8 protein-coding genes are annotated in these 15,041 nt (G+C 43.2%); 7 read left to right on the forward strand and 1 reads right to left on the reverse strand.

Features of this window, described 5'->3' with window-relative positions:
* Nucleotides 1-391 precede the first annotated feature (391 nt).
* Nucleotides 392-3,388 carry a SusC/RagA family TonB-linked outer membrane protein gene (locus A7D14_RS02060; protein WP_067029401.1) on the forward strand — a complete coding sequence of 999 codons (2,997 nt, stop codon included), beginning with the start codon at nt 392-394 and terminating at the stop codon, nt 3,386-3,388.
* Between the two features lie 11 nt (nt 3,389-3,399).
* A complete protein-coding gene (locus A7D14_RS02065) occupies nt 3,400-4,998 on the forward strand; it encodes a RagB/SusD family nutrient uptake outer membrane protein (protein WP_083157932.1) in 1,599 nt (532 codons plus the stop codon).
* 158 nt (nt 4,999-5,156) lie between these two features.
* Here A7D14_RS02065 and A7D14_RS02070 read toward each other — a convergent pair whose 3' ends face one another.
* Nucleotides 5,157-5,999, reverse strand: a complete 843-nt coding sequence (locus A7D14_RS02070; protein WP_067029452.1) for an AraC family transcriptional regulator — start codon at nt 5,997-5,999, stop codon at nt 5,157-5,159.
* 134 nt (nt 6,000-6,133) lie between these two features.
* Between A7D14_RS02070 and A7D14_RS02075 the strand changes: the two genes are divergently transcribed.
* The 5 genes from A7D14_RS02075 to A7D14_RS02095 all read left to right on the forward strand — a co-directional run bounded on the left by A7D14_RS02075 (nt 6,134) and on the right by A7D14_RS02095 (nt 15,039).
* Nucleotides 6,134-7,057, forward strand: a complete 924-nt coding sequence (locus A7D14_RS02075) for a dihydrodipicolinate synthase family protein (protein ID WP_083157933.1) — start codon at nt 6,134-6,136, stop codon at nt 7,055-7,057.
* Nucleotides 7,058-7,220: 163 nt separating this feature from the next.
* On the forward strand, nt 7,221-8,228 hold the full coding sequence (locus A7D14_RS02080; RefSeq protein WP_067029405.1) for a 4-hydroxyproline epimerase: 1,008 nt from the start codon (nt 7,221-7,223) through the stop codon (nt 8,226-8,228).
* A gap of 22 nt (nt 8,229-8,250) precedes the next feature.
* Nucleotides 8,251-9,495 carry an NAD(P)/FAD-dependent oxidoreductase gene (locus A7D14_RS02085; protein ID WP_067029407.1) on the forward strand — a complete coding sequence of 415 codons (1,245 nt, stop codon included), beginning with the start codon at nt 8,251-8,253 and terminating at the stop codon, nt 9,493-9,495.
* A 186-nt stretch (nt 9,496-9,681) separates the two neighbouring features.
* Entirely contained in the window at nt 9,682-11,931 is a 2,250-nt protein-coding gene (locus A7D14_RS02090; RefSeq protein WP_067029409.1) for a S9 family peptidase, read from the forward strand.
* Between the two features lie 48 nt (nt 11,932-11,979).
* Nucleotides 11,980-15,039 carry a beta-L-arabinofuranosidase domain-containing protein gene (locus A7D14_RS02095; RefSeq protein WP_067029411.1) on the forward strand — a complete coding sequence of 1,020 codons (3,060 nt, stop codon included), beginning with the start codon at nt 11,980-11,982 and terminating at the stop codon, nt 15,037-15,039.
* Nucleotides 15,040-15,041: the final 2 nt, after the last annotated feature.

Consider the following 15,041-nt stretch of genomic DNA (forward strand, 5'->3'; position numbering starts at 1 on the left):
TTTCAGACTTTGCCTTGCATTTTAAAGGGCCGCTTAACAAGCGGTCCTTTTTCTTTTCCAATGGCGGGCAAAAAGATTTCCAAACCGGCATCAGGTGACATCATTTAAACCCATTGAGAAAGGTTTCAAGAAGCAATAAGCGCCATCTTCCATAAATATAAAAACACACTTTTTTGTATCAATAGATCCGATTTCATTGGCTATAAATGTCAAAAAACAACGTATTGGATAATATAATATCAAAACAGGATAATAATCCCTGAAGTGTTGATCTACATAATTTTACTTTTACAACTGTTAATATAACACTTATTAATCTTTAATAAATCTTAAAGACCAAAATGATAAGTTTTATGAGAAAAAAAACGAACAAAACTAACTAAAATGTATTATGAAATTGGCTAATTTTTTATCTAAGGCATTTTTGGAAATCAATGGGTTCAAGAAGCAATTCTTCTTCTCCGTTGTTTGTCTAGTATTTGCGCAAACAGCATTTTCACAACAGCAAGTTACAGGTACAATTACCGATAAAAGCGGGATCCCCATTGCAGGGGCGTCTGTTGTTGAAAAAAGTACGACCAACGGTACCGTTACGGATTTCGATGGTAATTTTGAAATCACTACCTCAGATTCCAATGCAATATTGGTTTTCTCGTATTTAGGTTTTGCAACCCAGGAAGTTCCTGCAACATCAAACATGAGTGTGGTGTTGGAGGAGGATTTGGAACAACTCTCTGAAGTTGTGGTGATAGGTTATGGTACCCAAAAGCGTGCCGATGTAACAAGCTCGGTGGCAACCGTAAAAGCTGAAGATTTTGTTCAGGGTAATGTTAAGGATGCCGCACAACTTATTCAAGGTAAAGTGGCAGGTCTTTCCGTTTCCGCTCCTTCCGGAGACCCAACTGAAGGAACCCAAATCAGTTTAAGGGGTATGTCATCTTTGTCGGCAGACTCTGCGCCCTTGGTCTTGGTGGACGGTGTTCCAGGTAGTTTGAATACAGTGGCTCCTGAGGACATTGAGTCTGTCGACGTATTGAAGGATGGTTCTGCTACCGCTATTTATGGTACCCGAGGCACCAATGGTGTGATCATCATAACTACCAAAAAAGGGACCAATGATATGAAGTCTACCATTGAGTACAATGGGTACGCTTCCTTGGCCACCATTGCAGATAGGATGAATTTTTTGAATGCCTCTGAACTTCGACAGAAATTTAATGAGGGCTACACTTTTACCGGGGCCAACCTTCAAGATTTTGGAGCTGATACGGATTGGGTGGATGAAATCACAAGGGACGCTTTCAGTCAAGTGCACAATATTATTTTTAGGGGAGGGAACTCCACCTCAAATATGACAGCTTCTGTCAACTATAGGGACATTGAGGGTATCTTCCTAAAATCCAACAATGAGAAATATACAGGCAGGATCAATGTAAACCATGCCATGTTCGATAATAAATTGAAAACCAATGTTGGTGTAATTTTAAGCGAGCAAGTGTATAATGCATTGGGTGATGGCCAGAGCTTTAACCCAACCATTTACCGTCAGGCGATTATCCATAACCCAACTGAACCAATCTATAATGAAGATGGCAGCTATTTTGAAAGGGCAGTTTATTTTTATGACAACCCAGTTTCAATGATTCAGGAAACCATTGGGGAGAATCGATACAGAACCAGCAGGATAGATTTTTCCATGAGCTATGATTTTGGTGATCATCTTACCGTAAAAGGATTGTACACCCGAAAAGGGGAAACCAATATCAGGGGGTTCTATCAAACAAAAAACCACGTTTCCACCACTGAAAGTGGACAGGACGGATTTGCCTCAAGAGGTACGGATAACTACGTTGGGAATTATGGTCAGTTTACAGTAGATTATGACAATAACTTTGGTGACCACAGGGTAACCGCACTTGCTGGCTACAACTACGAGGATAATATGAACGAAGGGTTCTGGGCCAACAACCGTAGGTTTCCAACCGATGGATTTACCTATAACAACATTGGTAGTGGACAAGGTTTGCAGCTAGGTGAAGCCGGTATGGGAAGCTTCAAGAATGCGGATAAACTGATTGCATTCTTCTCAAGGGTCACCTACAACTATGATAATCGTTACCTTTTAATGGCCAGTTTGCGTCGTGAAGGTTCCACCCGTTTCGGTGAAGATTACAAATGGGGTAATTTCCCTGGAATTTCTTTGGGATGGCGTGTTGATCAAGAGTCTTTTGCTGAAAATTGGGACTGGTTGTCCAACTTAAAACTACGGACTGGTTTTGGGGTTACCGGTACCAATGCTGGAGAAAGATACCAATCCTTGAGCGGTCTTTCTTATGGGGATTATTTTTTCAACAACGGCCAATGGGTGAGACAGTTGGTGCCATCTCGTAATGCCAACTCCAATTTGCGCTGGGAAAAGAAAGAAGAATTTAACGTAGGTTTGGATTTTGGAGTATTGGGCGGACGTATCAATGGATCTGTGGATTACTATAACAGAACCACGAAAGATGCCTTGTTTGACTATAGTGTACCTACACCTCCTTATTTTTATGGTAGTATTGCGGCAAACGTTGCAGAGATCAAGAACACCGGTCTGGAATTCTTGTTGAATGTGACTCCATTTCAAACGGATAACTTCCAGTGGACCGCGAATTTGACCTATTCCACCAATACCAACGAGATTGTGTCTTTGTCAAACGATGAATTTCAGTTGACCAATGATTTCTTTGATGAAGGATATACCGGAGAGCCTATTCAGATTTCCACGCACAGGGTACAGGAAGGACAACCCATTGGTAATTTCTTTGGATTGAAGAGTGTTGATATCACTGATGATGGTATTTGGATCATTGAAAGACCTGATGGTTCCAGAGTCCCTGCCACCGAAGCTACCAACGATGACCGTCAGGTACTCGGTAATGGTCTTCCAAAGGCATATTACAGCTGGAACAACACCGTAAAATACAAGAACTGGGACCTTATGTTCAATTTAAGGGGTGCATTGGATTATCAAATCCTAAACTTTTCCCGTATGTTCTATGAGAACCCAACCATTGGTTATAACACCTTGGATTCTGCCTACGATTTGGTGTACGGTAAAGCCGTGCTACAAGATGTGCAACGTTATGTAAGCCACTATATTGAGGATGGTGATTTCCTTAAAATTGACAACGTTACTTTGGGATACACCCTTCCTAAGGATGCCATTAAGTTTGCCCAGACTTTCCGGATTTATGCCTCCGGTCTAAACTTGGCAACCTTTTCAAAATACAAGGGAATCGACCCAGAAATTAACAACAGGGATAATCCGTTGTCGCCAGGTAATGATAACAGGGATAAATATCCTACAATCAGAACCTTTACGTTGGGCATCAACTTTACATTTTAAAATAAAGAACTATGAAAAATATACGAAACAAAGTGACTACACTTAGACTAAGATTTTTGATACTGTCGGTCAGTGTGCTACTATTGCCAATAAGCTGTACCGACCTTGAGGAGGAAGTTTTTTCCGAAGTGACCGAATCATCCTTCGTCCCAGCGGAGTCAGATATTATTGCTGTAATGGCCTCGGCCTATACACCCATGCGATATGTAATGGGATGGCAGGGATACTTTGATGTTCAGGAAGAACCAGCTGATATGTTTGTGACACCAACAAGACCTAACGGTTGGGATGATGGGGGAACCTATAAGAGAATGCACTTCCACGAATGGACCGAGACCCAATGGCAGCCCAGAAATACTTGGATCACTTGCTTCAACGGTATTAACAGTGCCAACAGGGTTATTCTTCAAATTGAATCTGGAGAACTTCCGGTAAGTGAAGCACAAGCCACATCAATCATTGCAGAAATGAGGGCCTTGAGGGCATTGTACTACTCTATGTTGGTGGATACACATGGAAATGTGCCGATCATTGCAAGCTATAGCGATGAACTTCCAGTTCAGAGCAGCCGTTCCGAAGTATACGATTTTATCGTTTCCGAATTGAACGAGGTAATTCCAAACCTAACTGAAACTGTAGACCAGTCAACCTATGGGCGTATGACCAAATGGGCAGCCTACCATGTTTTGGCGCGCGTGTATTTAAACGCTGAAGTGTATACAGGTACCGCACAATGGGACAACGTTATCGCTGCTTGTGATGAAATCATCGATAGTGGGGCTTTTGAACTTTCGTCCAACTATTCCGATATTTTTGCTACTGAAAACCAAGGTAACTCTGAAATGGTTTTTGCCATCCCTTACGATCAAATTTTTGCCGGTCAGTGGAATGCCCATATGAAAATGATGAATCCCGAACACAGATTGGTGTTTGGCATGCAGGCACAACCTTGGGGAGGATCTAGCTGTAACCCTCAATTTATTGATAGTTATGAGCCAACCGATAATCGTTTGGCTGATACATGGTTGATGGGCGATCAATTGAGCTATACCGACGGAAGTGTTGTATTTACTTTGGTAAAAGAAATGCCAAGTATATATGGATGTGATTTCACCCAAGGATTCAAATGTGGTAAATATGAAATTGAACCAGGTGCCACCGGTGGTCTTAGTGTGGATTTCCCATTTTTGCGCTATACCGATGTTCTTATGATGAAGGCCGAAGCCCTGCTCAGAACCGATAGGAGCGATGAAGCTGCCACTATTGTGACCCAAGTGCGTATGCGTTCTTTTGACGATCCTGCTGATGCTGCCGTTACCGGTGCTGAGTTGGAAGGTGATACCACTGTGGAATACGGAACTTTGGCCGAAGACGGAACCATTGATGAACCCGGCGATCAATCTGTAGTGCCTTACGGACGCTTCTTGGATGAATTGGGTTGGGAGTTTGCTGCAGAGGCCAGAAGAAGAACCGACCTTATCAGGTTTGGCGTTTACCAGACCAAAAATTGGTACAACCATACACCTAAGGGAGATTATACAACATTGTTCCCTATAGGTTTGGAAGAATTGAATACGAACACCAATCTAAACCAGAACCCTGGCTACTAAGATTTCGGATTTGTACTCAAGTGTTTTTTAATAATTGTTTGAGTTTGTTGTTAGTGAAGAAGCGGATGGTTTGCCATCCGCTTTTTCTTTTTTGGGCAATTTCTAAAACCCTTTGTGGGCCAAATCATATTGTTGGTGGTATGGTAATGGCACCTAGTTTAAAATTGAGAGCGATATTTGGAGGGGGTACAGCCCTTTAATTCCTTAAACTTTCTATTAAAGTTGGGAATGTTGGTAAAACCACATTGTTCAGATATCAACGAAATGGAAAGTTCGGGTTTGTGGACAATGAGCTTGCAGGCATTTTCAATTCGTATTTCAATTAAAAATTGAAAAAAGGTCTTGTTGGTACGTTTTTTAAAGTACCTGCAAAAGGCATTCTTGCTCATGCTGGCCTTTTCAGAAATTTGCTCCAAGGTGATCTGTTCATGGTAATGTTCCATGGCAAATTTTAAAACGTCGCTCATGCGCTTCCCCTCATCATCAGAATAAATTTTTCGATACACAAAAGAGGAAAGTGGTTGGGTCTCGGATTGTGCTATTTGGCTTATCACCATCAAGAGTGAAGCAATCTGTTCAACCTTGTTTTGCTGTGGCAGACCGTTGAAAAGTGCTATGACCTTGTCCTTGTTCGTGAGCACTTTCATCCCATATTCCGACAGTTTAAAAAAATCATGGGTCAGGGTAAGGTCCGTCAAACGAAAAAAATCCTTTCCAAAGGAATTATAGTCAAAGAAAAGGGTATACATAACAGATTCCTCAGATGCGTTCACATCACTCCGGAAAACGTGTGGAACATACCCTCCAATAACCAGAATGTCGCCCTCATTATACTCATTTATGGAGTCACCCACGATCAATGAACCAGAGCCTTTCTCAATATAACTTATCTGTATTTCCGAGTGTTGGTGAAGCTGGCCATAGAAAATTTTTTCCCTGTCTACCTGGTAAACGAGGGCCTCATCCTTGGGTTTGGGAATTTTAAAAGGGAGAACTCTCAAAGTTTTTAAGCAAATATTACTAATAAAGTTAAACGAAATCAAATTATGGGTCAACATAGTATTACAAGCGGCTAATAATCAAACAAACTGTTGGGGCCATGTAATTTATTTTTGTATCAAAATATTTTAGTATTATGATAAATTGGGAAGGCGTAATGCCAGCTGTGACCACAAAGTTTACCAGCGAGGATCAATTGGACCTTGCGATGTTTGAAAAGAATATTAAAGCACAAATTGATGCTGGGGTCCATGGGATCATTTTAGGAGGAACGTTGGGTGAGGCCAGTACACTGGAGCATGAGGAAAAAGAAACACTGATCAAGACCTCTCTCTCCTTGGTGGACGGGAAAATACCAGTTATCATCAATATTGCGGAGCAAAGTACAAAAGATGCCATTGCAGTGGCACAACATGCCGAGAAGGTAGGGGCGCAAGGCTTGATGATCCTGCCTCCCATGAGGTACAAGGCAACGGATTTTGAGACTGTGACCTATTTTAAGAGCATAGCCAAAAGCACATCTTTGCCCATCATGATCTACAACAATCCAATAGATTATAAGATTGAAGTGACCTTGGATATGTTGGAAGATTTGTTGGAATGCGAGAATATCCAAGCCGTAAAGGAGTCCACAAGGGACATTACCAATGTACTCCGAATCAAAAGTAGATTTGGAGACCGTATAAAAGTATTTACCGGGGTGGATACCCTTGGTCTGGAAAGTTTGGTCATTGGAGCCGATGGATGGGTGGCCGGTTTGGTCTGTGCTTTCCCGGCAGAAACTGTTGCTATCTACGAATTGGTAAAAGCAGGAAAAATAAATGAGGCCCTTGAAATTTACAAATGGTTCATGCCATTGTTGGAATTGGACATCAGTCCCCAATTGGTTCAGAACATAAAGTTGGCAGAGGTGGCCACCGGAATAGGCACAGAAAATGTACGGGCTCCAAGATTGCCTTTGCAAGGTGCTGAAAGAGAGCGTGTATTGGAGGTGATAAACAAGGCAATGGCCAGCAGGCCCGCACTTCCCGAATATAAAGATCTCAGCAGCGTGGCCTAATTGATTACTGGGTAAAACTATATTGGAAACAAACTTAGGGGAATTGGGGGTAGGGTTCAAGACCATAAACCCCCAATCAACTATTGCCCAATTCTTTAAAAGGATAGTGCATTTTTAACTTACTTTGCGCATTAAGTCATAATACTGTTTTAACAACCAACGCGTGGCAAGAAAGACTTTTTTTTGTGTTGATGCCCACACTTGCGGTAACCCCGTTCGTGTAGTGGCAGGAGGAGGCCCCAACCTTTTGGGCAAGAACATGAGCGAAAAGAGACAACACTTTCTCAAGGAATTTGATTGGATCCGCACGGGCTTGATGTTTGAGCCTAGGGGGCATGATATGATGAGTGGAAGCATTTTGTTTCCACCCCACCAGCCCGAAAACGATTTTTCCATTCTGTTCATTGAGACCTCTGGTTGTCTGCCCATGTGCGGGCATGGGACCATCGGCACAATTACCGTAGCCATAGAAGAAGGGCTGATCGTACCCAAGACACCGGGGAAAATTAGAATGGAAGCCCCAGCAGGGTTAGTGGAAATAGAGTATCAGCAATCTGGCAAGAAGGTGGATTGGGTCCGCTTGGTCAATGTTAAGTCGTACCTCGCCGCTGAAAACTTAACGGTGGAATGTCCAGAACTTGGTGAGCTAACGTTTGATGTGGCCTACGGTGGAAATTATTACGCCATTGTGGATCCCCAAAAGAATTTTGGCGGTGTCCATAATTTTACGGCAGCCCAGATTATCCAATATTCCAAAGTGGTTCGGGAACGGATCAATAAAAAGTATCCCGATATGTTCATTCACCCCGAGGATCCCACCATTAGGGATGTAAGCCATATGCAATGGACAGGCGACCCCATTGACCCAACCTCATCTGGAAGGAATGCAGTGTTTTATGGCGACAAGGCCATAGACCGTTCTCCATGTGGTACGGGTACTTCGGCCCGTATGGCCCAGTTGAGCGCAAAAGGCAAGCTGAAAATGGGAGAGGATTTTATCCATGAAAGCTTTATCGGAAGCAAATTCATTGGAAGGGTAGTGGAGGAAACTACCTTGGCCGGCAAAAAGGCTATTGTTCCCAGCATACAGGGTTGGGCACAGGTTACGGGCTACAACAATATCATTATAGACGATGACGACCCCTATGCCCACGGGTTTCAAGTGTTGTAAAATCCATTTTCAGGAGTTTTAGATGAAGAGAGTAGTAGTAGTTGGGGGAGGTGTTTCAGGGCTTTTCAGTGCCTATTATTTGGTGCAGGAAGGCTATCAGGTTACCATTTTGGACAAAACAGATGTGTCCTCGGGCGCCTCGTTCATAAATGCAGGATACATAACCCCAAGCCATTTTATCCCATTGGCAGCTCCGGGGATTATCACGCAAGGGTTAAAATGGATGCTGGACAGTTCCAGTCCATTCTACATAAAGCCCAGATGGGATATCGATTTTTTTAAATGGACATTGCTCTTTAAAAAGTCAGCAAAGAAATCACAAGTGCAAAAAGCCATTCCGATCATAAAGGAACTCAACCTGAAGAGCCGGGATTTGTACGAAGAAATGCATTCCAATGCCAATTTTCAATTTCAATATGAACGAAAGGGGCTTTTGATGGCCTATCGCACTGAAAAAAGTGAAGAAGAGGAGCTTGAAGTTGCGGAAATGGCGGTAAAGGAAGGATTGGACGCTTCAGTTCTTTCCAAAGAAGAAGTCCATAAAATGCAACCCGTTTTTTCGGATGATGTGATCGGTGCAGTGCATTACAAATGTGATGCGCACATGACCCCCAACCATTTTATGGAACAGATGAAAACCTGGTTATCATCCCAAGGAGTCGTTTTTGAGTTCAACCAAACCGCTGAGGAATTTTTGGTCAAGGACAATAAGATTACAGCTGTAAAAACAAAGGATGCGGTCTTTGGAGCCGACGAATTTGTTTTGGCCAGTGGCACATGGACCTCAAAATTGGTCAGATCCCTCAATCTGTATGTTCCAGTACAGGGGGGGAAGGGATACAGTATGGACGTCCGTAGGGATACCGGAATAACCATGCCCGCCATTTTGGTGGATGCCAAGGTGGCCGTGACCCCAATGGAAGGATTTACGAGGTTTGCCGGAACCATGGAATTTTCCGGGAACAATGCCATTGTTCGCAAGGAGCGTGTCGAAGCATTGGCCACTGCCGTAAAAAGGTATTATGCCGATTTTGAGATCAATAAAGAAGAAAAAGACAAGGCAACTTCTGGCTTAAGGCCCGTATCTCCTGATGGATTGCCCTATATTGGAAAGACTTCCAAATATGGGAACCTGACCATTGCAGCAGGCCATGCCATGATGGGATGGAGTTTGGGCCCCATTACAGGTAAATTGGTTGCGGAAGGGATAACCAAAACAGTCCCATCCGTAGACTTAAAACCTCTTTCCCCGGAAAGGTTCAGATAGGCTTTCGCACAACATTTTCAAAATTGTAAATTGATTGGTTTTTGATCCAATTTTTGGGTCAATTTCTAATTTACACACACTTTTTTTCTGTAAATAATGTGTTAAGGGCAATATAGTATCAGTATCAGTTAATAATGACTGAATGGCCATAAGAGATTATCAATAGTTTTAGGCATATTTTTAAGTATGGAATCTTTTGTGAAAAAAATAAGTGTATTTTTTATACTTATAACTTGTGGAACTACACTTGCCCAAGGGACTTTAAGGGAATATAAAAAGGCGATTATATTGGATTCGCTCTTTAGAGACAAAGTGTTCAATTCCCCATCTTCTTTTCATTGGTTGGACACGGATTTATTGTGGTACGTGAACAATTCTTCCGAAGGAAAAAAGTATTTGTTGGTCAATCCAGAGGAGAAGACCCAAAAGCAATGTTTTGACCACAATGCATTGGCTTCCCTGCTTTCCGAGGAATTCGATTCAGATGTGGACCCAACAGACATCGATATCAGTAAATTGGCGTTTAATGATGATCTATCCGAGCTCACTTTTATCCATGGCGATGCCAAGGTTTTGTTCAACCTAAAAGCCAATACCTTGGAAGTAATTGACCCGGAAGGCGGCAAAAGAGATTCCAACAGGAGGTATTGGGGCAGTAGATTTGATGAAAAGACCAATCCTCCTGTAGTTTCTCCAGATTCTACCATGACGGCCTTTATCAAGAACGACAATCTTTATATCAAGGACAATGCCACTGAAGAGGAAACCCGATTGAGCTATGACGGTGCTCCCGGTTTTTTCTATTCAACCTATATAAAATGGTCGCCAGATGGTAAAAAGATCATGGCGTACAAAGTGCGTCCAGGGGATGACCGCAAAATCTATTTTGTGGAATCCAGCCCCGAAGATCAATTCCAACCCAAGCTGCAATCCCGGGATTACCTAAAACCTGGCGATGAGCTGCCCTTTAAGAGCCCACAATTGTTCTTGGTGGATTCAAAAAAACACATCCAAGTGCCTACGGATGAGTTTAACCACCAATTTGGCCTGAACCGTATTGATTGGAGAGAGGACAGCCGCGCATTTACATTTGAATACAATCAGCGAGGGCACCAGGCCTACAAGGTCATTGAAGTGGATGCTTCAACGGGAAAAGTGAAGGTGTTGGTGAATGAGACCAGCGAAACTTTTATTGATTACAGCAGTAAAAAATACAGATACGATGTAAACGACGGCAAAGAGATCATTTGGACCTCGGAGCGGGACGGTTGGAACCATATTTACTTGTATGATGGTAACGGGCAGGTGAAGAAACAACTGACCAAAGGCGAATGGGTGGTGCGTGAGGTCATTCATGTGGACGAGGAAAACAGGGAGGTCTATTTTACGGCCAGTGGAATGGACAAAAATCAAGATCCTTATTTCCTTCATTATGCCAAGGTGGATTTTGATGGGAAGAACTTCACCCGTTTCACCAAGGAAGATGGCAACCACAGTGTCACCTTTTCAGACGATTACACCTATTACGTGGATCAATATTCCAAAGTGGATACCCCTCCGGTCACTGTCTTGAAATCTGCCAAGAACAGCAAAAAAATAATGGATCTGCAGCAAGCGGATCACTCTGAATTATTAAAAGAAGGCTGGGTTGCCCCTGAAGTCTTTACGGCAAAAGGGCGTGATGGCGTTACCGATATTTGGGGAGTCATTATTCGGCCTACCTCTTTTGATCCAAACAAAACGTATCCGGTCATTGAATATATCTACGCCGGACCCCACAGTTCTTTTGTTCCTAAAGATTTTCGTTCCTATTATTGGTCCATGTCCTCCTTGGCGGAGTTGGGCTTTATTGTGGTTCAGATTGATGGGATGGGAACCTCCAATAGATCTAAGGCCTTCCATGATGTATGCTGGCAAAATTTGAAGGATGCCGGTTTCCCTGATAGAAAATTATGGATCAAGGCCGCTGCAAAGAAATACCCCTACATGAATGCTGACAAAGTGGGTATCTTTGGCACATCGGCCGGAGGCCAGAATTCGGCGGCAGCCTTGGTGTTCAATTCCGATTTTTATGATGTGGCGGTTTCTTCCTGTGGATGCCATGATAACCGAATGGACAAAATTTGGTGGAACGAGCAATTTATGGGATATCCCATTGGCCCCCACTATGCGGCATCTTCCAATATTGAGAATGCGGCCCAAATGGGCGGCGATTTAATGCTCATTTTAGGTGAAGTGGATGACAATGTAGATCCATCTACCACCATGCAATTTGCCAATGCGCTTATCAAGGCCAATAAGAATTTTGAATTGGTGACAATACCCGGTATGGGCCATTCATCCGGTGGCGATTTTGGTGAACGCAAGCGCAAAGACTTTTTTGTGAAGCATTTAATGGGAGTTGATCCACCTTCTTGGGAAGAAATTTATAATTAGAAAAGAAAAAAAGTGAAAAGTATCAGTTGTAAAAATAAGAGTGTAATTATGGGAGTATATAAGTTGTTCGTTGGTGTAGTGTTGGCATTTTGTGCTTTGGGCACAACTGCTGTAAGGGCACAGGAAGGTGATCAAATCTTGGACGGTATTGGTGAAACAGGATTGATTGCCAGATATGTTTTTGATGGCGATACCAAGGATTGGTCGCGAAACAATTTACATGCTACCATTGAAGGTGCGGAGGCCAAATTTGTTGATGATGAATTTTTTGAAAGAGTAATTTCACTTGCAAAAGATGGTAATGCCTTTATTACGATTCCTGGTGAAGCGGTCACCAACGAGGAATCCATTAGTATAACAAGTTGGGTGCATATAGATTCCCAACAACCGGGGGCACGACTTTTTGATTTTGGAAAAAACGCTACATCCCATTTTTCTGTTGCCCCAACCGGAACCCCGGATAAAAAAGGCGTTCAGGTGGGACTATCTTCAGGAAATGGAGACTCCTACAATACAAGTTCGACTGCCATAGAAACCGGTAGATGGAATCATTTTGCCGTAGTTGTCAATATCCCTTCCAAAACTGTGAGCACCTATGTAAATGGCAAGTTGGCAGGGGAAGCTAAGGATGTAGAACTGATTTTGGAGCAGGTCTTTGATTTTGAAGCTGGAGACAACAACAAGCTTTATATTGGAAAATCATTAGAGGCCAATGCTCCCTACCTCACCGCCAAATTGCATGATTTCAGAATCTATAGAATTCCATTGAGTGAAGGACAAGTGGTTCGTATTCTTCGAGGTTCATTTAAGGGTAATGGAGATGATGGAGAAAGAAGAAAGGAAGAATTGAATCTTCCACAATTTGCCCCCGAAACAGCCCAACTTTACAATGAATATCTTACGGGCGTCTCGGGTGTAGAGGTGGAAACCGTAGTGGGCTTTTTGCCAAGATTGCCTCGATTTGTACAAGGAACTTATGGCAATGGAGTAAAAGGACCTAAAGAAGTACGGGTACTGTGGCCAGCACCAATCGATAATTCCCAAGTGCTTCAGCCAGGTAAATATACCATTACTGGTAGTATTTCTGGAACAGACTTAAAACCCAAAGCAACAGTGACAGTAAAAGCGGCTTCAGCGGCTGCAACGCCTAGCCGAACCTTGGAAGGTTTTGAACTAAATCAGGTAACATTGAATTCCGACGGCCATGGACACCAAACAAAATTTATTGAAAACCGGGATAAGTTCATCAATACATTGGCCGAGACCAATCCCGACTCCTTCTTGTATATGTTCCGTAACGCATTTGGGCAGGAACAGCCCGAAGGCGCAACGCCATTACGTAGTTGGGATAGTCAAGAAACCAAGCTGCGCGGTCATGCCACGGGTCACTACCTAACGGCCATTGCACAGGCGTATGCCAGCACCGATTACAACAAATCCCTACAATCCAATTTTGCGGATAAGATGGACTATATGGTGAATGTGCTGTATGGGCTGTCACAGATGGCAGGTAGGCCAAAAGAAGCCGGTGGCCCCTATGTGTCCGACCCAACTGCTGTGCCTCCTGGTCCTGGTAAAACGGGTTATGACTCTGATTTGAGCGAAGCGGGAATCCGCACGGATTATTGGAACTGGGGAGAAGGGTTTATCAGCGCCTATCCTCCGGATCAGTTCATCATGCTGGAAAACGGGGCCTCCTACGGAGGGCAACCCACCCAAGTGTGGGCACCGTACTACACCTTGCACAAAATTTTGGCCGGTTTGATGGATATTTATGATGTCAGTGGCAACGAAAAAGCCTTGGAAATTGCCAAAGATATGGGGACTTGGGTGCATGCTCGTTTAAGCCAAGTGCCAACCGATACCCTGATCAGCATGTGGAACACCTACATTGCCGGTGAATTTGGAGGTATGAACGAGGCCATGGCACGTTTGTACAGAATGACAGACAATCGTCAATATCTTGAAGTGGCCCAATTGTTCGACAATATTAAAATGTTTTTTGGCGATGCCGACCATTCCCATGGATTGGCCAAAAATGTGGACACCTTCCGTGGCCTACATGCCAACCAACATATCCCCCAAATTATGGGAGCTTTGGAAATCTATCGCGATTCCAACGAACCTGAATATTACCACGTGGCCGATAATTTCTGGTACAAGGCCAAAAATGATTATATGTACAGCATTGGTGGAGTAGCGGGAGCCCGTAATCCCACAAATGCAGAGTGTTTCATCAGTCAACCAGCAACACTTTACGAAAATGGATTTTCCGCAGGAGGGCAAAATGAGACCTGTGCCACATACAATATGTTGAAATTGTCCAGAAATCTGTTCCTCTTTGATCAGCGAACAGAATTGATGGATTACTATGAGCGCGGACTTTACAACCATATCCTTGCCTCCGTGGCTGAGGATAGCCCGGCCAACACCTATCACGTGCCATTACGGCCCGGTTCCGTGAAGCGTTTTGGAAACGCCAACATGACTGGGTTTACCTGTTGTAACGGTACGGCATTGGAAAGTAGTACCAAACTTCAGAATTCAATCTATTTCAAAAGTCAGGACAACAAGGCGCTGTATGTAAACCTTTTTATTCCTTCCACATTGAAATGGACTGAGAAAAACATCATTGTTGAGCAAAAAACTTCTTTTCCAAAGGAAGACAACACCCAATTGACCATCAAGGGCAAAGGAAAATTTGACTTGAACATTCGTGTGCCCCATTGGGCCACCAAAGGATTTTTTGTGATGATCAATGGGAAGACCCAAAAGATAAACGCAACACCAGGCACCTATCTTACCTTGTCCCGTAAATGGAAGGATGGCGATACGGTGGATATACAAATGCCATTTGAATTTCATTTAGATCCTGTAATGGATCAGCAGAATATTGCCAGCCTTTTCTATGGACCTGTTTTGTTGGTTGCCCAAGAACCAGAGCCACGGGATGATTGGCGTAAGGTGACATTTGATGCGGAAGATATCGGTAAAACCATTCAGGGCGACCCAAAAAACTTGGAATTCACCATAGACGGAGTGGTGTTTAAGCCCTTTTATGAAACCTATGGGCGTCATTCCGTGTATTTGGATGTTACCTTGGAATAAGC

This window comes from Allomuricauda sp. CP2A, assembly GCF_001683915.1.
Lineage (GTDB): Bacteria > Bacteroidota > Bacteroidia > Flavobacteriales > Flavobacteriaceae > Flagellimonas.

Coding starts and splice junctions, on each gene's coding strand:
- A7D14_RS02085 (WP_067029407.1), top strand. CDS start 8,251: ATGAAGAGAGTAGTAGTAGTTGGGGGAGGTGTTTCAGGGCTTTTCAGT.
- A7D14_RS02065 (WP_083157932.1), top strand. CDS start 3,400: ATGAAAAATATACGAAACAAAGTGACTACACTTAGACTAAGATTTTTG.
- A7D14_RS02095 (WP_067029411.1), top strand. CDS start 11,980: ATGGGAGTATATAAGTTGTTCGTTGGTGTAGTGTTGGCATTTTGTGCT.
- A7D14_RS02090 (WP_067029409.1), top strand. CDS start 9,682: ATGGAATCTTTTGTGAAAAAAATAAGTGTATTTTTTATACTTATAACT.
- A7D14_RS02075 (WP_083157933.1), top strand. CDS start 6,134: ATGATAAATTGGGAAGGCGTAATGCCAGCTGTGACCACAAAGTTTACC.
- A7D14_RS02060 (WP_067029401.1), top strand. CDS start 392: ATGAAATTGGCTAATTTTTTATCTAAGGCATTTTTGGAAATCAATGGG.